Raw genomic sequence first — 18,575 nt, 5'->3', positions numbered from 1 at the left:
CTGGATACGCCGTCATCGTTGAAGCGGGGGTGTGCGAGTGGAGATTCGGGTACTCGGCGACCTCGCAGTGCAACTGCCCGCACGCACTTTGCAGTTGGGAACACCAAAGCAGCAGGCAATCTTCGCGATGTTGGCAGTTCACCTTGGACAGCTGGTGACGGTGGAGGATCTCGTCGACGAGTTGTGGCCCGATTGCCCTCCGCGATCGGCTGTGCCGAATGTGCGGACCTATGCCGCGAATTTGCGCCGATCCTTCGAGGCTTTAGGGGCCGGTCCGGGAATCATCACGCGCGAACGGAACGGCTACAAGCTGACCCTGCGACAGGACCTGCTCGATATCTGCCTCTTTGAGGGGGAGTATTACCGTGGGCGGGACGCTCTCTCGGGTGGTGACCTGACTCGTGCGCGGGACCTGCTCGGTCAGGCCGTGGCGCGGTGGCGGGGCCCGATGCTCGCCGGCGTACCCCTCGGGCCCGTCCTGACAGCCCGCGCCACAGCCGCCGAGGAGGAGCGGCTCCTGGCCACGGAACTCCTCGCGGATGTCCAGGTCAGATCGGGCCAGGACGACGTGGCGATTCCGCTGTTGCGGGAGGTGGTGGCCCGTCATCCCCTCCGGGAGCCGGCCTACGTCCTTCTCATGCGGGCCCTGTACCAACGCGGCGACAATGCCGAGGCACTGGCCGCGTACAACGAGCTACGGTCCACCATCCGCACCGAACTCGGCGTCAATCCCGGTCCCGCGATCGACGAGTTGCGCCAGACGATCGTCACCGCGTCGGCACGTTCAGGTCTCAGCCACGCCGTCGCGTTCCGCGACGTTCCGCACCCCCGGCGGTCCGTGGTGGACATGACGCGGGAGCGCGGTTCAGCGCCCGCGTGGGGGACGCGGACCCACCCGGTGGATCATCTGCCTCGGGCGGTCACCGACTTCGTCGGGCGGGACGACGTGTTGACGCGACTGCTGACGGAGACCCGGCGAATCGAGGATCGCGTGTCGGCTGTGCACCTGCTCGACGGCATGGCGGGCAGCGGCAAGACGACCCTCGCCGTGCACCTGGCACGTCGGCTGTCCGAGCGGTACCCGGACGCGAAGCTGTTCATCGACCTGTCCGGGCACGATGAGACGAGCCGGATGGAGCCGGCGCGCGCACTGGGCATCCTGCTCCGCCAACTCGACGTACCCGCCGCGGATGTCCCGGCCGAGTTCGACGCCAGGGTCGAGATGTGGCGGCGAGAGTTGGCCGGCAGGAGAGCCGTCGTCGTGCTCGACAACGCCGCCGGCAGCGAACAGTTCCGGCCCCTCCTGCCGACAGAGCCGGGCACCGTCGTACTGGTGACGTCGCGGCGGCGGCTGTCCCACCCCGAGGTGGGATCGTCGCGGACCCTGCCGGTGATGACGACGGAGGAGGGCGTGGACCTCCTTGCCTTCACCGTCGGCCGGGAGCGCGTCGAGGCCGAGCCGGATGCCGCTGCGCAGGTCGTCCGGAGCTGCGGGCACCTCCCGTTGGCGATCCGGCTCGCTGGCGCCCGACTGGCTCATCGACCGGGTTGGCGGCTGACCGATCTCGCCGAGCAGATGGCCGGCCCGGCACCGACGCTGCGTCACCTCGCCCGCGAGGAGAGCACGATCACCAGCGCGTTCGCCGCGTCGTACGGCCCTCTCTCCGAGGTGACGAAGCTCGTCTTCCGGTTCCTGGGCCTGTATCCCGGCAGCCGGTTCAGCCCGATGGCCGTCGCCGCCCTGACCGGCCTGACGGTGACGGAGACGCGCGCGGCGCTCGACGAACTCGTCGACCGGAACATGGTGGAGGACGTGGACCCGACGCGGTACCGGTTGCATGACCTGATGCGCCAGTACTCCGTCGAGCTGTGCTCGCGCACCGACTCCGCGGGTCAACGGCAACTCGGGCTGGGACACCTGTTCGGCTTCACGCTGGAGGCGGCCATGCGGGTCGCCAGGGCGCTGGAGCCCACCGTCATCACCTCTCAGGTGACCGATCTCCCGTTCGACCGTCCCGAGCTGGTCGACGCGGTCGGGAAACTGGACGCCGACTGGCTGGAGGCGGAGCGGACGGACCTGGTGGCCATCGTGTCCTCAGCGTTCGAGTCGGGTTTCCACCAGTACGCCTGGCGATTGGCCCGTGCACTCTGGCGCTTCTGCTACATCCGCGGCCACTTCGAGGACATCATCCTCACCCATGGTGATGGGCTGCGTGCGGCGACAGCCGTCGGGGACGCCGACGCGATGGCCCTGATGAACAACTACCTCGCCTCCGCGTACGTCCGGACCGGTGACAACCCGGTGGCGCTCACCCATCTGACCCGCGCGGTCGCGCTCTCCAGGCAGTCGCAGAACCTGCTGGCCCGGGCGCGCTACCGCGCCAACCTGGCTCCGGTCCACTGGTGGAACGGCAACCTGACGGAGGCGGTGGCCCTCGGGATGGAGAGCCTGCGCGACTACAAGGGGTACGGCAACCTCGGGGTGCCGGGGGTCCTGCCCAACCTGGGGATCGCCCTGACGGCTCTCGGCCGTTACGCGGAGGCACTGCGGATGCACCGGCTCCACCTGGCCTGGGCCCGGACGACGTCCGACGAATTCCATGTCCTCAACGCCCTCAGCCACATCGGTGCGGTGCGTCTGCGCATGGGCGATCTGCCGCAGGCGGTCCGGCTCCTCCTGGCCTCGTTGGCCCTGCGCGACCGCACCGGTCACCGGTACGCCGAGGCCGAGGTACGCAACGACCTCGGCATCGCCTATCGCGGACTCGGGAGACTCGTGGAGGCCCGACAGCAGCACGAGGTGGCCCGGAGTATGTCGATCACTTCGGGAGAGCGGCACGTCGAGGCGGCGGCGCTGAACGAACTCGGGCGCACGCTCGACGCGCAGGGGCTCGAGGGGGAGGCGGTCGAGATGCACCGGGCGGCACTGCGGCTGGCGACCCGGATTTCCCACCCGTACGAGCAGGGCCGTGCGCTCGCCGGCCTGGCCGAACACTTCGCCCGTACCGACCGGGCCGAGGCGCGCCGGCACTGGGAGCGGGCGCTTGCTATCTTCCGGCGGATGGGCGTGCCGGAGCGCCTCGAGGTGGAGCGCCACCTCGCCGAGCCGGCGCACCCGCAGTGAACGTCCACCGACCTGCCCGTACCGCGCTTATCGATTTCTTATCGCCGCCCCCGGTAGCTTCTGCGCCGTTACGGCGAACGGGGGAGGTTCTGCTCGTGGGCAGAACCGGGTCGTCGAACCACGCCCGCAGCCAGGTCCCCCCAGCGACCTCGGCGGCGGGTGGTGAGGAGGAGTGGCGCCTGATTCCCCGCGCCGCAGCACCCGGCGTGGTCGGCGGTCAGGCGCCGCTCCTTCCGGCCGGGTGGACGTCGTACCGTCCCGATAGGCTCACGGCCGTGACCGAACCCGCCCAGCTCAGCCACGTCGACCGGGCCGGCGCGGCCCGCATGGTCGACGTCTCCGCCAAGCCGGTGAGTGGCCGGCTGGCCGTCGCGGCCGGCCGCCTGCGCACCACGCCCGAGGTCATCGACCTCCTGCACCGCGACGGGTTGCCCAAGGGTGACGCGCTGGCGGTCGGCCGGCTGGCCGGGATCATGGGTGCCAAGCGCACCCCCGATCTGATTCCGCTCTGCCACCCGATCGCCCTGCACGGTGTCACCGTCGACCTGCTGCTGACCGCCGACACCGTCGAGATCACGGCCACCGCGCGCACGGCCGACCGGACGGGCGTCGAGATGGAGGCGTTGACCGCGGTCGCCGTCGCCGGTCTCGCCCTGATCGACATGGTGAAGGCGGTCGATCCCGCGGCCTCCGTGGAGGCGGTCCGGGTGCTGCGCAAGGAGGGCGGCAAGACCGGCGAGTGGGTCCGACCGGAGGACCGGTTGTGATCCGGGCCCGGGTCGTCGTCGCGTCCAACCGGGCGTCGGCGGGCGTCTACGCCGACACCAGCGGGCCGCTGCTCGTGGCCGGCCTGCGGGAGCTGGGCTGCGAGGTCGACGAGCCGGTGGTGGTGCCCGACGGTGAGCCGGTGGGCGTGGCCCTGCGGGCGGCCGTGGCCGACGGCGTCGACGTGGTGCTGACCAGCGGCGGCACCGGGGTCACCCCGTCGGACCGGACGCCCGACGTGACCCGGGGTCTGCTCGACTACGAGATCCCGGGCATCGCCGAGGCCATCCGCGCCCACAGCCGGGACCGGGTGCCCACCTCCGTGCTGTCCCGAGGGCTGGCCGGGGTGGCCGGTCGGACGCTCGTGGTCAACCTGCCGGGCTCCACAGGTGGCGCGCGTGACGGCCTGGCGGTGCTCGGCCCGATCCTCGGGCACACCGTCGACCAGCTCCGCGGCGGCGACCACTGACCGGTCCGTGCCAGGCACCGACGGGTGTCGGCACGTCCCGATAGGCTCGGCCGGTGAGTACGGAAACGGCACCAACCACGGACCGGGTCGCCGCTCCCCCGCCAGCCGGCTGGGAGGAGGCGCGATCCCGGGTGTACGCCGTCGGCCTGGCCGCCGCGCTCCCCGTCGTCGCCCGACCGCTGGCCGACACCGACGGGTCGACCCTGGCGGAGCCGTTGACCACCCGCACCGACCTGCCAGCCTTCCCCACGTCGAGCGTGGACGGTTGGGCGGTTCGTGGCGCCGGCCCGTGGCGCGTCGTCGGGCGGGTGCTGGCCGGCAACACCCCGGCGCCGCTCACCGAGGACGACACGACCGTCGAGATCGCCACCGGCGCCATGGTGCCCGAGGGCGCCACGGCCGTGCTGCGGGTGGAGGAGTCGACGATTGCCGACGGCCTGGTGCGCGGCACTCCCCGCTCGACGCCGGAGTGGCGGCAGCCGGGCGAGGAGGCGTACGCCGATGAGGAGCTGTTGCCGGTCGGCACGCCTGTCGACCCGGCGGTGATCGGCCTGGCGGCGTCCTGCGGGCACGACACGCTACGGGTCCGGCGGGCGCCGCGCGCCGCGCTGCTGGTGTTCGGCGACGAGCTGCTCACGGCGGGGCCGCCCGCGGCGGGTCGGGTCCGCGACGCGCTGGGTCCGGCGGTGCCGGCCTGGCTGCGCCGGTACGGCTGCCAGGTGCGGCCCTCGGATGTGGTCGGCCCGGTGGCGGACACGCTGCCCGCGCACGTGGCGGCCCTGCGCGCCGCCCTGACTGGCGCCGACCTGGTCTGCACCACCGGCGGCACGATGAACGGGCCGGTCGATCACCTGCACCCGACGTTGCAGGCGCTCGGCGCCGACTACGTGGTCAACACGGTGGCCGTCCGTCCGGGCTTCCCGATGCTGTTGGCCCGGCTGGTCGGTGACGACGGGCGGGTCCGGTTCGTGGCCGGGCTGCCGGGCAATCCGCAGTCCGCGATCGTCGCGTTGGTGTCGCTCGTCGCTCCGCTGCTCGCCGGCCTCCAGGGCCGCCCGATGCCGGTGCTTCCGCAGGTCACCCTGGCCGAGGCGGTGCCCGGTCGCGGTGACCACACCCACCTGGCGCTGGTCCGGGTGGACCGGGCGGCCGGCACCGCGTTCCCGGTGCGGCACGTCGGGTCGGCGATGCTCCGTGGCCTGTCCGGCGCGGACGGGTTCGCCGTGATCCGGCCCGGCACCAGCGGTGCCGCGGGCGACCGGGTGCCGATCGTGCCGTTGCCGCTGCTGCCCGGGGAGCGTGCGTCGTGACCGCGCCCGCGATCACCTTCGGCGAGGTCACCGACCAGCCGCTCGACCTCGCCGCGCACGAGGCGGCCGTCGCCGACCGCAGGGCCGGCGCGGTGGTCTCCTTCCAGGGCGTGGTCCGCGACCACGACCACGGCCGTCCCGTGGTGAGTCTGGAGTACGAGAGCCACCCGAGCGCCGTGCAGGTGCTGCGCGAGGTGGCCGCCGAGATCGCCGCCGGCCCCGACGTCTACGCGGTGGCCGTGTCGCACCGCGTCGGGCCGCTGGCAATCGGTGACGTGGCGCTCGTCGCGGCGGTGAGCACCGCGCACCGCGCGGCGGCCTTCGCCGCGTGCGCCCGCCTCGTCGACGAGGCCAAGGCCCGGCTGCCGATCTGGAAGCGGCAGGTCTTCGCCGACGGCACCGAGGAATGGGTCAACTGCCCCTGACCGTTCAGCGGCGGCCGTTGACCGCCACCGCACGGGCGAGCCGGTCGCCGTAGAACGCCGGCTCGGCACCCGGCCGCCAGGGCAGCGCGGCGACCAGCACGATCAGCGCCAGCGCGAGCGAGTTCTCCATCAGCGCGCCGAACAGACCGTCCTGGTAGTGCGACATCTCGGGTAGCTGGTGCTCGTACGGCCAGATCGGTGAGATCAGGAAGAGCAGGTAGAGCCCGATCGCAGCGACGCCGTGCCGGAGCCCGGTCAGGGTGGGATACCAGATCGGCGGGCGCAGCCCGTTGAGCCCGGGGAACCCACCGAAGGTGGGGCCCTGACCGGCGCGCTGCGTCACCCCCCGGCTCGCCTCGCGGCGACGCACGGCGGCGTCGGCCAGGACGATGATCGCGGGGATGACCCAGACCAGGTGGTGCGTCCAGGAGATCGGGCTGATCACGTTCGCGGTCAGACCGACAAGCGTGAACGCGGTCAGCTCGTCACCGTCGGCGCGGGAACTCGCAGCCCGGGACAGGCCCAGCGCCAGGATCAGCACCGAGAACGAGAACCAGAGCAGGCCCGGGGTCTCGATCGAGTCGTACAGCCGGGCCAGCAGACCGGCGAGCGACTGGTTCGGTGTCATGTCCGCCGCGCCGACCCGCTCGGTCTGCCAGAGCACGCTGCCGAAGTACGTCCGCGACTCGTCGCCGACGATCGCGAACGTCCCCAGGGTCACACCGATCGTGGTGCCGATGGCGGTGGCCGCCACCCGCCACTGGCGGGTGATCAGCAGGTACGCGATGAACAGCGCCGGGGTGAGCTTGACGGCGGTGGCGAGACCGATGCCGGCGCCCGCCCAGGCGCCGCCGTACACGAAGCGCAGCAGCGGGCCGTCCGTCGAGGCGTAGTGGGTGCCCCGGCGGGAACGCCAGCGCAGCCCGATCAGATCGGCCATGATCAGCGCGAACAGCAGGATGTTGACCTGGCCGTAGCCGAGGGTCTCCCGGCCCGGTTCGATGGCGACCGCGAGCGGCACCGCCAGGGCCACGGTGAACCACAGCGGCCAGGCCAGCCGGTCCACGATGGGCCGCAGGAGCCCGGCCAGCACCAGGGCCAGCGCGGCGATGCTCGCGAGGGCGTTGACCATCCCGGCGGCCTCGATGGGCAGTTGCGCCATCGGCAGCATCACCAGCCCGGCGAACGGCGGGTAGGTGAAACCGAGTGTGGTGCCGGGCGCGATGAACTCGTAGAGCTCGTGACCGCTCGCCCACCACACCACCGCGCCGTGGTAGATCTTCATATCGAAGAAGTTGTACGGACGCCCGAAGGCGCCGATCGCGAGCCATGCGGCATAGGCGACGGCGGCCACGATGGCGCCACGTATGACTTTCCTGCGATCGATCCTGCGCGTCACGCGTTGGATTGGGGCGAGGCGGTCCGCCCGTCTACCGACAGCCGTCGGCATGGCGTGGCCACCCCCGTACCAAGGTCGTCCTACCCGTCCAGGTCCTGCACGGAGCCTAGAACGGCGCCTCACGTCAGTGCCTCCCGCGTTATGCGACCGTGTCCGATCCCACACATGTTTTTGACATTTCCACCGCGTTAACGCCTACCGGGTGGTTCAGGTAATTCGCGGCCTTAGCGGGGGGTGGTGGCGGCGAGGGGGAGGATCGACGCAGGTCAGCCCGGGATCCGTCGGGCGGTGGCGGCGGATCGGACGGCGATCCGAGCCTCCCGCCTGGCCGTCCGGACGGCGCGCTCCACGGAACGTCGAGAGTGGCCGATGCGGTGGCCGGTGCGCCAGCGCAGACCCGGCTTGCCCTCCGTGTCGGCGGCGGCGAGCAGCAGCCCGCCGAGAAGCCCCAGGTTCTTCAGGAAGTGGACCTTGTTGGTGTCGCGGGTGGCGGCGTCGTCCTCCTGGTTCCAGAAGGGATGCCCGGCGACTGTCGTCGGCACGATCGTGCCGGCGAGGACCAGGGCGGCCGGCCGGGTGAGCTTTCCGGTGGCGAGCATCAGCCCGGCACCGAGCTGCACCGCCGCGTTGAGCCGGATCAGCTGCTCGGTCTCGGTGGGGAAGTTGGGGTGCACCCTGCGCAGCAGCGGCGCCGCACGGTCGGTCACCGGCGCGGCCTTCTCGGCCAGCCGCTGCGGCGCGCGGAGATTGCGGTATCCGCTGACCACGAAGATGCCGCTCAGCATGGCGCGAGCGAGGGAGCGTACAGGCGTCATGGATCAGTCATACCCCGTCGCGACGTTTCCTACCCCGGCAACCGTCGGATCCGAATCGGTGACCGTGCACGTCGCCACGCCGATTCGAGCGACAATCGCTGATGGACGGGCCGTGGCGGGTAACGTCGCGCGGGTGACCACGCTGCGGCTACGACCCGAGGACCCGGCCGACGCCGGGCCGGTACGCCGGGTTCTGGCCGCCGCCTTCGCCCGCCCCGACGTGACCACGCCACCGGAGGTGGTCCTGGTCGACGAGCTGCGCGGCACCGACGCGTGGCTGCCCGAGCTGGCCATGGTCGCCGAGTACGGCGGCGAGGTTGTCGGGTACGCCCTGCTCAGCCGCGTCCGGGTCCGACCGGACCGGGGAGTTCCCGCGCCGGCGTTGGCGTTCGGCCCGGTGGCGGTGGCCCCGCATCGGCAGCGCGTCGGGCACGGGACGGCAGTCGTGCAGGCCGCCCTGGACGCCGCCACCGAGCTGGGTGAGCGTCTCGTGGTGGTCCTCGGCGACCCGGCCTTCTACCGCCGGTTCGGCTTCGCCCCGGCCGGCGAACTGGGCCTGACCAGCCCGTGGGCCGGCCTCGGTGAGCCCTGGCAGGCGCTGGTGCTGCCGCCGTCCACCAGCGAGGAGGGCGCCCCGCCCCGGGGTGAGGTGCTCTTCCCGGCGCCCTGGTCCCGGGTCTGATCGGCCGGGTTCAGGCCGGCTGGGTGCGCAGGTACCGGCCGAAGTGCGGGACGGTGAACGCGACAGTGCCGCGTTCACCGGAGTAGATCAGCCCCTTCTTGATCAGCGCGTCCCGGGCCGGGGAGAGGCTGGCGGGCTTGCGCCCGAGGGCCCGGGCGATCTCCGCCGTCGGCACCGCCGCGTCCATGTCGTCACGGACCACGCCGCCGGACTCCGCCTCCACCAGGGACAGCGTGGCCATCGCCCGCATGTACTCGCGTTCGGCGGGGGTGGCCCGCTCGAAACGGGAGCCGAAGAAACCGACCGCCAGTTCGGCCTCCGCCTCAGGTGCGGCGACCCGTACGTCGGCGGCGGTGATCGGTGACCGGGGCGCGTGGTCCCAGGTCGCCTTGCCGTACGCCTGGACGAAGTACGGGTAGCCGCCGGACTTCTCGTAGAGCAGGTCGAGTGCCTTCTGCTCGTACTCGACGTCCTCCCGGTCCGCTGGCGCGCAGAGTGCCTGGTCGGCGGCGATCCGGTCGAGGCGGTCGATGCGCTGGTAGCGGAACAGCCGTTCGGAGTACGACTTGGCGGCGCTGAGCACGGCCGGCAGGTGCGGCAGGCCGGCACCGACCACGATGAGTGGCGCGCCGAGTTGGGAGAGCTCGTGGCAGGCGGCGCAGAGCGCCGACACGTCCTCCGGCCCGAGGTCCTGCATCTCGTCGATGAAGATGGCGATGCCGGTGCCGACGTCGCTGGCCACGGCGGCGGCGTCGCTGAGCAGCTCGACCAGGTCGATCTCGATGTCGCCGGAGTCGGCCCGGCCGCTGGCGGCGGGCACGTCGATGCCGGGCTGCCACCGGTCCCGCAGTTTGGTGGACGCGCCGGCCCGACCGGTCGGGGTGGAGCGTTGGGCGAACGCCTTGAGGACGCCGAGGAAGGCGTCGATCCGGTCCGGTGCCCGGTGGCGGGGGGCCAGTTCGCGGACCGCCATGTGCAGCGCGGCGGCGACCGGGCGGCGCAGCGACTGGTCCGGTCGGGCCTCGATCTTGCCGCTGCCCCAGAGTCGGTTGATCGCCTGCGACCGGAGGGTGTTCAGCAGGACGGTCTTGCCGACGCCGCGCAGCCCGGTGAGCATCAGACTGCGCTCGGGTCGGCCCCGGGCGATGCGTTCCAGCACGATGTCGAAGACGTCCAGCTCCCGCCCCCGCCCGGCGAGTTCGGGCGGGCGCTGACCGGCGCCCGGTGCGTACGGGTTGCGGACCGGATCCACGCATCGCACAGTATCGGGCCATCTAGCTGGGGGGCTAGACATGGATAGATGGGGCTACCGGCGTGTCGGGAACGTCGACAACAAACTAGGACTGTCTAGCATCCACGCTAGACAGCCCTAGTTTTGCCTACGGGCTATCGCTTCTTCAGACAGAGCACGTAGTCGAACAGGTCGATCGAGTTGTCGTGCACGTAGTTCGCGGTGGCCTGCGGCGCGAGCGTCTCGCACCGGTCCCCGTCGGTGGTCGCCGGAATCCGCAGCAGAACCTGGTACGTGCCCGGAGCGCAGGACACCTTGCGCAGCTCCGCGTCATCCTCCGTGCCGTCGTTCACCACGCAGTCACCCTTGGCGAACTCGTCCTTGTCCTCGTCCTCGCTCGGACTCGGCGCCGCGCTCGGCAGGGCCGGCGGGACAACCGGAGCGGTAGCCCTCACCGTCGGAGCGGACGTCGCGTCACCGCCCGCGTCGGCGGCCTTCCAGATCGCCCACCCCGCCAGACCGAGACACGGGCACAGCAGGAGCACCACCACCAGGCCGACGATCAGGGCAATCCTGCCGCCCGACCGCTTCGCCGGTGGACCCGGCGGCATTCCGTACCCGGCGGGAACCGGCGGACCCCACGGGCCCGGCGCCGCGCCAGGCGTCGGCCCGGCCGGCGGAAACGGGCCGGGCGGCGGCGGGTAACCCGCCCCCGACGTGGGCGGCGGCTGTCCCGGCCCCGATGCCGGCGACGGACCCCACACGGGCGCGGTCGGCGGCTCCGCGCCGGCCGGCGGCCCCCACATGGGCGCGGTCGGCGGCTCCGCGCCGGGCGGCGGCGGACCCCACTGCTGGCGGGTCGGATCGTCGTCGGGCGGCGGCGGACCCCACTGCGGCGACTGGTCCCACTGCGGCAGGGTCGGGTCGACCGGCGGCGGGCCGTCGGAGCCGCCCGGCGGACGCTGGTACGGGTCGTCCGGCTGCCCGGGACCCGATGGGCCGTAGGTCGTCATGTCATCCCCAGGGGTGGATGGGCTCAGCGCTGCTTGAGGCAGAGGACGAAGTCGAGCGTGTCGAGCTCACTGTCGAAGAAGTACCAGTTCGTGTAGCCCTCGACCTTGGCGCACTTGGCCTCGGCGTCCCGCTCACCACTCGTCGCTCCGTCGATCCGGCTCAACACCTGGTACGACTTCGGCGCGCACTCGCTGATCAGCAGCTTGGGCTTGCCACCGGCCGCGCCGTCGTTGCGGACGCACTGGCCGACCTTGGCGAACCTCGGGTCGGCCGACGACTCCGGTGCCGCCGCGCTGGGCGTCGGCTCGGCCGCGTCCACGCTCGGCTCGACGTTCGCGGCCGGCGCCGAGGCGGTCGGCGCGGCCACCGGCGTGGGCTCGTCCCGCCCCCTGAGGAACCAGTACGCGCCGCCGCCGGCCACGAGCAGGAGGAGGACGACGACCAGTACCGGGATCAGCGGCCCCCGGCCCGAGCGACGCGGGGGCGGTTCCGGGTCCCCGCCGTACGGGCGGTCGTCGGGTCGGTACGGCTGCCCGCCGTACGGGGGCACGGGTTCGGCGGGCCGGTACGACTCGCCTCCATAGGCGGGTGACCCGCCGTAGGACCCCTGTCGCGTCGGCGGGTACGGCTGCTGCGCCGGCGGATAGGTCTGCGGGGCCGGCGGGTAGGTCTGCGGGGCCGGCGGATAGGGCTGCTGGGCCGGTCGACCGGGCGCCTCGTCGGGCCGTTGCCCACGCCACGATCCGGGCGCGCCGCCACCCGGTGGTCCGTAGTTCGTCATGCCGCCCTCCTGCACGAGTGGTGAGAGGCCGGCCACCAAAGCGGGACGCGGGCTCCGACGTCACCGTAGCGTGGTCCACCGATGAGCTCATCTCCGACGAGTGCCGCCAGCCGTCCCGGCGCCGCACCGACCCTGATCTGGACCGCGTTGACCGTGGTCTACGTCCTCTGGGGCTCCACCTATCTGGCCATCCGGATCGCGGTGGAGACGCTGCCTCCGTTGATGTCGGCGGCCATGCGGTTCGCCGCCGCCGGTCTGGTACTCGCGGTGGTGCTACGGCTGCGCCGCGGGCCGGGCGCACTGCGGGTGGACCGCCAGCAGCTCGCCTCCGCCGCGTTCGTCGGGATACTCCTGCTCGCCGGGGGCAACGGCCTGGTGGTGCTCGCCGAATCCGGGCCGTCCGGAGTGGCGGTCCCCTCCGGCATCGCCGCTCTGCTGGTGGCGACCGTCCCGCTGCTCGTGGTGCTGCTGCGCTCCGGCACCGGGGACCGGCCACCGGCGTGGACGTTCGTCGGGGTGACCGTGGGCTTCGTCGGTCTGGTCCTGCTCGTGCTGCCCGCCGGCAGCTCGAACGTGGTGCCGCTGGTCGGGGCGTTGACAGTGGTCGGGGCGGCCGCCTCCTGGTCGCTCGGATCGTTCCTGTCCGGACGGCTGCGGATGCCCGCCGACCCGTTCGTCGCGACGGTGTACGAGATGCTGGCCGGCGCGCTGGTGCTCGCCGTCGTCGCGGCCGGCCGGGGCGAACTGCGCGACTTCCACCCGGCGGAGGTCAGCACCCGATCCTGGCTGGCGTTGGTGTACCTCATGGTGGCCGGCTCGCTGGTGGCCTTCACCGCGTACGTCTGGCTGCTGCACAACGCGCCCATCTCGCTCGTCTCGACGTACGCCTACGTCAACCCGGCGGTGGCCGTGGCGCTCGGGGCGCTGCTGGTCGCCGAGCCGGTCACCGCGCAGACCCTGCTCGGCGGCGCGGTCATCGTCATCGGGGTGGCCGTGGTGGTGAGCACCGAACGTCCGCGCCGGGTTGCCGCCGAGACGCGTTCGGGGGCCGCGCCGGTGGGGGACCGCCGGTAACGTCCGGCCGATGTCGGCGGCTGCGCTGGTCGGGGTGGTGGTGCTCGGCGGGTTGGTCGGTCTCGTCGTACCCCCGCTGACCTGGCGTTTCGTCGAGCCGTCGGTCCGGCGCGGTGCGTGGGTCCGGCTCAGTCCGGTGGTGGCGGCCGTGGTCTTCGGGGGTCTCGCCGCCGCGCGGGGTGACGACCCGGCGCTGCCGGTGTTTCTCGCGGTGGCGGCGGTGGGGCTGGTGCTGGCCGGGGTCGACCTGGCCTGCCTGCGGCTGCCCGACCCGCTCGTCCTCACCGCAGGAGCGCTGGCCGTCGTCGGCCTGACGAGCGCCGCGGTGCTGGTCGACGACCCGGCGCGGCTGCTCGGCGCGCTGGCCGGCGCGACTGTCGCCGGGGCGGCCCACGTGCTGCTGGCGCTGCTGCCCGGGTCACGGCTGGGCTTCGGGGACGTGAAACTCGCAGCCGTCCTGGGCCTGCCGCTCGGTTGGCTGGGCCGCGACGCCCTGCTCACCGGCCTGCTCCTGCCCCACCTGCTGCACGGCGCCCTGGTGCTCGCCCTGCTGGCCACCCGCCACGCAAACAGGAAAACCCTGCTCCCCCTGGGCCCAGCCCTGCTGACCGGCGCCTGGCTGGCAGCGCTCGTGACGTAACCGCCGATCTTGCACTTTTTGCCGGGGGGCGAAAGGTGCAGACCAGGGCATCACGGCAACCGAAAGCACAAGATCGCCGAGATGGGGCGGGTCAGATCAGGCGGAGCTGGCGGTCTTTGGGGCGGCGGGGTTCGGTCTCGCCGAACCGTTCGAACAGGCCTGGGTCGATCGTTTTCAGGAACGGCGACGGCGTGCACTCGCGCTCCACGCCGTGGCGGGTACGGCGGGCGGCGTGACTGACGTACAGGCGGTCCTGGGCGCGGGTCAGGCCGACGAAGAAGAGCCGCCGCTCCTCGGCGACCGCGTCCTCGTCCGGCGTCGAGCCCGGCCAGCGCAGCGGCAGCAGCCCGTCCTCCACCCCGACCAGGAAGACCACCGGGAACTCCAGGCCCTTCGCTGCGTGCAGGGTGAGCAGGGTGACCGCCTCCGCGCGTGGGTCGAGGGCGTCCACCTCCGCACCGGTGGACAACTGCGACAGGAACGCCTCCAGGTCGTCGCCGCAGCGTCGGGCCAGCGGGGTCAGCAGGTCCACCGCCGAGCGGACGTCCTCGGGGCGGACCGTCCCGCCGGCGCCGTCCAGGGTGGGCACCGCGAACCGGTCGGCGACGAGCTGGCCGGCCAGGCGCACCCGGGCGGCCAGCGGACCGGCCAAGCCGTCGGCGTGCCGCAGCTCGCGTGCGATGGCGGCCACCCCCGGCCGGTCCCGCAGCCGGTCGTGGGAACGCTTCTGGACCGGGATGTTGGCCCGGGCCAGGGCGTCCACGATCGGCGCGGCCTGCGCGTCGGTGCGGTACAGCACGGCGATGTCGGAGAACGACAGCGAGGTGGCCCGGCCGTCGATCCGACCCGAGTCCAGCGACCGGTGGGACAGCCCGCCGACCAGGTCGTCGACCGTACGCACCACGAAGTCGGCCTCCTCGGCGACCGAACCGGCCGGATAACGCCCGACGAGCGGCGCCTCGGGGTCGAGTCGGGCCGGGTCCAACCGTCGGCCCCGGACCAGCGAGGACGGGGCGATGGCCTGCACGGCGGCGGCCAGGATCGGGGCCGACGAGCGGTAGTTGCGGTTGAGCCGGACCAGCCGGGCGTCGGTGAAGTCCTCCGAGAAGCGCAGGAAGTAGCCGACGTCGGCACCCCGGAACGAGTAGATCGCCTGGTCCGGGTCGCCGATCGCGCACAGGTTGCCGTCGGCGGGGCTGAGCAGCCGCAGCAACTCGTACTGCACCGCGTCGACGTCCTGGTACTCGTCGACGAAGATCCAGCGCCAGCGGTCCCGGTACCGCTGGGTGAGCTTCCGGTCGGCCCGCAGCAGCTCCACCGGTAGGCTGACCAGCTCGTCCAGGTCGACGAGGTCCTGCTTGCGCAGCAACGCCGTGTAGGCGCCGAGGTCGTCGCCGGCCTCCGACCGGGCCGCGGACCGTTCGGCGTCGTCGGCGATCCGGAAACCGGCCGGCAGGCCCGCCGCGTCGGCGTTCTCCCGCAGGATGGTCAACCCCAGCGCGTGGAACGTGCCCACCGTGACGTCCTCGGCGACCGGCCCGAGCAGACTGTCCAGGCGGTGCCGCAGCTCCTCGGCCGCGCGGCGGGTGAACGTGATGGCCAGGCAGTGTTCGGGAAAGACGTTCAGCTCGGCGCAGAGGTACGCGATCCGGTGGGTGAGCGTCCGCGTCTTGCCGGTGCCCGGGCCGGCGACGATGAGCAGCGGCCCGCCGGGCGCGGACGCGGCCACCCGCTGCATCGCGTCCAGCCGGTCCAGCAGACCCGTGCCGACCTCCTCCATGCCGGAGAGCATCGGCTCGAACGGCTCGTGCGGAGACGGCGGTGGCGCGATCGGCGGTGCGGGCGCCGGGACCGGCTTCCGCTTCGGCTCCGCCTTCGCCGCCGCCGGGCGCTTGGCCGCGGGCCGGGGCGCCGGCTCCGTGGGCCGCCGCTGAGCCGGCACGGGTACGTCGAACAGCGTCTCCTGCGCGCCCAGCTCGGCCGGGTCGAACAGCGTGATCACGCCGTACTCGCCGTCGTAGCCGGGAACCCGGCGGACGTCGCCGCGCCGCAGCCGGCCGATGCCCTCCGCGAGCAGTTCACCGCCGGCCTGCGCGATGTCGCTCAGTGGCGTCGTGGTCAGGATCTCCAGCTCCGGACCGAGTGCGGCCAGCAGTTCGTTGAACCGCCCCTCGACCTTCTTCGACCGGGCACCCACCTTGTTGATCTCGCCGAGGATCTCGGCCAGCGGCACCAGGTGGGTGACGTCACGGGCGTGCGCCGGACGGTGCCCCCGCGGGCGGTCGGCCAGTTCCTCGATCCGGCTGAGCACACCAACCGTGAGTGGCTTGCCGCACTCGGGGCAGCGCCCACCGGCGGCCCGGGTCCGTTCCGGAGACCAATTGATCCCACACAGCCGGTGCCCGTCCGCGTGGTACTTGCCCTCCTCCGGGAAGAACTCGATGGTGCCGGCCAGTCCGTTCCCGGTACGCAGCGCCTCCCGGACGGCGAAGTAGTTCCGTTCGGCGTTCAGCACGGTCGCCTCCCGGCCGAGCGCCGGCGGCGAGTGCGCGTCCGAGTTGGAGACCAGCTGGTAGCCGTCCAGGCTGCCGACCCGCCAGTTCATCTCCGGGTCGGAGGACAGGCCCGTCTCCACCGCGAAGATGTGCCCGGCCAGGTCGGCGTAGCAGTCCGCGATCGCGTCGAAGCCCGACTTCGAGCCCAGCGCGGAGAACCACGGCGTCCAGATGTGCGCCGGCACCAGATAGCCGTCCGGGCTCGCCTCCAGAGTGATCTCCAGCAGGTCCCGCGAGTCGAGGCCGAGGATCGGCCGCCCGTCGGAGCCGAGGTTGCCGATCCGCCCCAGCGCGGTGTTGAACCGGGCCACCGCCTCCAGATCGGGCAGGTAGATCAGGTGGTGCACCTTGCGGGTCCGGTCGTCCCGCTTGTAAATGGTGGAGATCTCCACGCTCAGCATGAACCGGACCGCGTCCGTGTCGGTCGTACCGGCGAGCCGCGGCGGCAGCCGGCGGGCGATGTCCCGCTCCGCCTCCGGGTCGAGCCGGTAGAGCCCCGGCTCCGCCGGGCGCAGCGTCTCCACCAGGTGGTCGTACCAGGCGGGGTGGGTGAAGTCCCCAGTGCCGAGCAGGGCGATGCCCTTGCGCCGCGCCCACCAGGCGAGGTTCGGCAGGGTGAGGTCCCGGCTGCACGCGCGCGAGTACTTCGAGTGGATGTGCAGGTCCGCGACGAATGGCGGAAGGCCACCGGAGGGTACGGCGCTGAACGGGGGCACGCCGCATCCTGTCACGCCCGCCGCGAGGGTCGCCCGCCGCCACGCGCGGACGTGACGTCCGCTATGCCGAGCGCAACTCGACCAGACTGATCTGCGGCTCCGCGCCGACCCGCACCGGGGGGCCCCAGAATCCGGCGCCGTTGGTCACGTAGACCTTCGTGCCGTCGACCTCGCCGAGCCCGCTGACCACCGGCTGCTCCAGCCGCACGGCGAGGTTGAACGGCACCATCTGCCCGCCGTGGGTGTGCCCGGACAGTTGCAGGTCGACGCCGAACTTCGCCGCGTCGACCGCGGCGACCGGTTGGTGCGCCAGCAGGACCACGGGGCGGCTCGGGTCGCGGTCGCCGAGGGCGGCGGTGAAGTCGGGCGGGGCGGCCAGCCCGGTGCCGGCGGCGGACACGTCGTTGACCCCGGCCAGGTCGAGCACTCCGCCGGGCGTCCGGATCTCCTGCCGCCGGTTCTGCAGGACCCGCAGGCCGAGCCGGTCGACCTCCTGGACCCACTCCTCGACGCCGGAGTAGTACTCGTGGTTGCCGGTGACGAAGAAGCTGCCGTACCGGGAGCGCAGGTCACGAAGCGGCGCGGCGGCCGAACCCAGCTCGGCCACCGACCCGTCGACCAGGTCACCGACGACAGCCACCAGGTCGGCGTCGAGCCGGTTGATGGCGGCGACGATCCGCTCGGTGTGCGCGCGGCCGCGCAGCGGGCCGAGGTGGATGTCGGAGACGGTGGCGATGCGCAGGCCGTCCATGGATCGCGGGAGCTTGGCGAGCGGGATCTGCACCCGGTCCAGTCGCGGCGGGCCGAGGGCGGTGCGGACGCCGTACCCCGTGATGCCGGCGGCGGTGAGGCCGGCGAAGATGGCCGCCCCACGGGCGAGCAGCAGCCGGCGGGCCGGGTCGTGGTCGGGCGTCGCGGTGGCGGCGGCGGCCGGCGGCTCGGCCGGCCCGGCGGCGCCGACCAGCACCGGTTCGGGCGCGGCGGTGGTGGGTTCGGCGGCAACCACCCTGCGACGCAGCACGAGCCGGGCGACGAGCATCGGCACTTCCAGCACGATGAGCACGACGAGCAGGTAGAACATCAGCGCGAGCCACAGGTAGCCGGGCCAGGCGAGCCAGTAGAGGCCGGCCTGCGTGCCGGTCAGGGTGACCGGCACGAGGAACGCCAGCACCAGTGCCGCGATGCCGCCGGCCCGCCGCCAGCGACCCGGCGTGGTGGTGTCCCGGACGAGCCGCTTCCACAGGTACAGGTGGATGAGGCCGGTGACCAGCGCCAGGACGGCCACGAACCCCAGAACCGCCAACATCTGTGCGCCTCCCTCAGCCGCCCGCGAACGGGGGCAGGACGTCGATCGTGGCCCCGCCCGGCAGGGGTGTCGCACGATCATGACAGGTGACGCCGTCCACGAGGAAACTCGCGACGCGCAGCACGGCGGCGAGACGGTCGCCGTGCCGCTGGGCCAGGTCGACGGTGAGATCGTCGAGGGACCGGCCGGCCGGTACGACCTCCTCGGAGCGCCCGACGGCGGCGCGGGCACCAGCGAAGTAGCGAACGGTGAGCGGCGTCGGGTCCACG

The 18,575-nt window shown here is 72.7% G+C and carries 16 protein-coding genes; 8 read left to right on the top strand and 8 right to left on the bottom strand.

The annotated features are described in order from the left end of the window. Nucleotides 1-31 precede the first annotated feature (31 nt). The 5 genes from ABZS77_RS00695 to ABZS77_RS00675 all read left to right on the top strand — a co-directional run bounded on the left by ABZS77_RS00695 (nt 32) and on the right by ABZS77_RS00675 (nt 6,093). Nucleotides 32-3,124, top strand: a complete 3,093-nt coding sequence (locus tag ABZS77_RS00695; RefSeq protein ID WP_354815029.1) for a BTAD domain-containing putative transcriptional regulator — start codon at nt 32-34, stop codon at nt 3,122-3,124. Nucleotides 3,125-3,399: 275 nt separating this feature from the next. After that, nucleotides 3,400-3,891, top strand: a complete 492-nt coding sequence (moaC, locus tag ABZS77_RS00690; protein WP_354815026.1) for a cyclic pyranopterin monophosphate synthase MoaC — start codon at nt 3,400-3,402, stop codon at nt 3,889-3,891. Next, a complete protein-coding gene (locus ABZS77_RS00685) occupies nt 3,888-4,358 on the top strand; it encodes a MogA/MoaB family molybdenum cofactor biosynthesis protein (protein ID WP_354815023.1) in 471 nt (156 codons plus the stop codon). Before moaC ends, ABZS77_RS00685 begins: the two co-directional genes overlap by 4 nt. Before the next feature lie 53 nt (nt 4,359-4,411). Then, complete coding sequence (locus tag ABZS77_RS00680) at nt 4,412-5,668, top strand: molybdopterin molybdotransferase MoeA (RefSeq protein ID WP_354815020.1); 1,257 nt, start codon at nt 4,412-4,414, stop codon at nt 5,666-5,668. Beyond that, nucleotides 5,665-6,093, top strand: a complete 429-nt coding sequence (locus ABZS77_RS00675) for a molybdenum cofactor biosynthesis protein MoaE (protein WP_354815017.1) — start codon at nt 5,665-5,667, stop codon at nt 6,091-6,093. The genes ABZS77_RS00680 and ABZS77_RS00675 overlap by 4 nt, the downstream gene beginning before the upstream one ends. A gap of 4 nt (nt 6,094-6,097) precedes the next feature. On the opposite strand, the gene ABZS77_RS00670 is transcribed toward ABZS77_RS00675, so the two are convergent. Continuing rightward, on the bottom strand, nt 6,098-7,543 hold the full coding sequence (locus ABZS77_RS00670; RefSeq protein ID WP_354815014.1) for a glycosyltransferase 87 family protein: 1,446 nt from the start codon (nt 7,541-7,543) through the stop codon (nt 6,098-6,100). Between the two features lie 215 nt (nt 7,544-7,758). Next, nucleotides 7,759-8,307, bottom strand: a complete 549-nt coding sequence (locus tag ABZS77_RS00665; protein WP_354815011.1) for a DoxX family protein — start codon at nt 8,305-8,307, stop codon at nt 7,759-7,761. Nucleotides 8,308-8,440: 133 nt separating this feature from the next. Between ABZS77_RS00665 and ABZS77_RS00660 the strand changes: the two genes are divergently transcribed. After that, nucleotides 8,441-8,989, top strand: a complete 549-nt coding sequence (locus ABZS77_RS00660) for an N-acetyltransferase (protein ID WP_354817053.1) — start codon at nt 8,441-8,443, stop codon at nt 8,987-8,989. A 10-nt stretch (nt 8,990-8,999) separates the two neighbouring features. Here the strand turns inward: ABZS77_RS00660 and ABZS77_RS00655 are convergent, their stop codons facing one another. From ABZS77_RS00655 to ABZS77_RS00645, 3 genes are all read right to left on the bottom strand, one after another. Then, nucleotides 9,000-10,241: an ATP-binding protein gene (locus tag ABZS77_RS00655; RefSeq protein ID WP_354815008.1), complete on the bottom strand. Its 1,242-nt coding sequence runs from the start codon at nt 10,239-10,241 to the stop codon at nt 9,000-9,002. 134 nt (nt 10,242-10,375) lie between these two features. Continuing rightward, a complete protein-coding gene (locus tag ABZS77_RS00650; protein ID WP_354817050.1) occupies nt 10,376-10,786 on the bottom strand; it encodes a hypothetical protein in 411 nt (136 codons plus the stop codon). A 470-nt stretch (nt 10,787-11,256) separates the two neighbouring features. Beyond that, complete coding sequence (locus tag ABZS77_RS00645; RefSeq protein WP_354817047.1) at nt 11,257-11,784, bottom strand: hypothetical protein; 528 nt, start codon at nt 11,782-11,784, stop codon at nt 11,257-11,259. 312 nt (nt 11,785-12,096) lie between these two features. Here ABZS77_RS00645 and ABZS77_RS00640 point away from each other — a divergent pair, with 312 nt between their 5' ends. Continuing rightward, nucleotides 12,097-13,089, top strand: a complete 993-nt coding sequence (locus ABZS77_RS00640) for an EamA family transporter (RefSeq protein WP_354815005.1) — start codon at nt 12,097-12,099, stop codon at nt 13,087-13,089. A gap of 10 nt (nt 13,090-13,099) precedes the next feature. Beyond that, on the top strand, nt 13,100-13,729 hold the full coding sequence (locus ABZS77_RS00635) for a prepilin peptidase (protein ID WP_354815002.1): 630 nt from the start codon (nt 13,100-13,102) through the stop codon (nt 13,727-13,729). Between the two features lie 91 nt (nt 13,730-13,820). Here ABZS77_RS00635 and ABZS77_RS00630 read toward each other — a convergent pair whose 3' ends face one another. The 3 genes from ABZS77_RS00630 to ABZS77_RS00620 all read right to left on the bottom strand — a co-directional run bounded on the left by ABZS77_RS00630 (nt 13,821) and on the right by ABZS77_RS00620 (nt 18,574). Continuing rightward, on the bottom strand, nt 13,821-17,000 hold the full coding sequence (locus tag ABZS77_RS00630; protein ID WP_354814999.1) for a UvrD-helicase domain-containing protein: 3,180 nt from the start codon (nt 16,998-17,000) through the stop codon (nt 13,821-13,823). 61 nt (nt 17,001-17,061) lie between these two features. Beyond that, nucleotides 17,062-18,306: a metallophosphoesterase gene (locus ABZS77_RS00625; RefSeq protein ID WP_354814996.1), complete on the bottom strand. Its 1,245-nt coding sequence runs from the start codon at nt 18,304-18,306 to the stop codon at nt 17,062-17,064. Nucleotides 18,307-18,319: 13 nt separating this feature from the next. Further along, nucleotides 18,320-18,574, bottom strand: coding sequence for a MoaD/ThiS family protein (locus ABZS77_RS00620; protein ID WP_354814993.1), 255 nt, complete (start codon nt 18,572-18,574; stop codon nt 18,320-18,322). Nucleotide 18,575: the final 1 nt, after the last annotated feature.

This window comes from Micromonospora sp. NPDC005298, from assembly GCF_040607375.1.
Classification (GTDB): Bacteria; Actinomycetota; Actinomycetes; order Mycobacteriales; family Micromonosporaceae; genus Micromonospora.
Note: the sequence above shows the minus strand (reverse complement) of the source record. Positions and strands in the feature narration are given on the sequence as shown.

Excerpts from the sequence above, each read along its gene's own strand:
- ABZS77_RS00670 (WP_354815014.1), bottom strand. The coding sequence starts at position 7,543 with ATGCCGACGGCTGTCGGTAGACGGGCGGACCGCCTCGCCCCAATCCAA.
- ABZS77_RS00665 (WP_354815011.1), bottom strand. The coding sequence starts at position 8,307 with ATGACGCCTGTACGCTCCCTCGCTCGCGCCATGCTGAGCGGCATCTTC.
- ABZS77_RS00640 (WP_354815005.1), top strand. The coding sequence starts at position 12,097 with ATGAGCTCATCTCCGACGAGTGCCGCCAGCCGTCCCGGCGCCGCACCG.
- ABZS77_RS00635 (WP_354815002.1), top strand. The coding sequence starts at position 13,100 with ATGTCGGCGGCTGCGCTGGTCGGGGTGGTGGTGCTCGGCGGGTTGGTC.
- ABZS77_RS00625 (WP_354814996.1), bottom strand. The coding sequence starts at position 18,306 with ATGTTGGCGGTTCTGGGGTTCGTGGCCGTCCTGGCGCTGGTCACCGGC.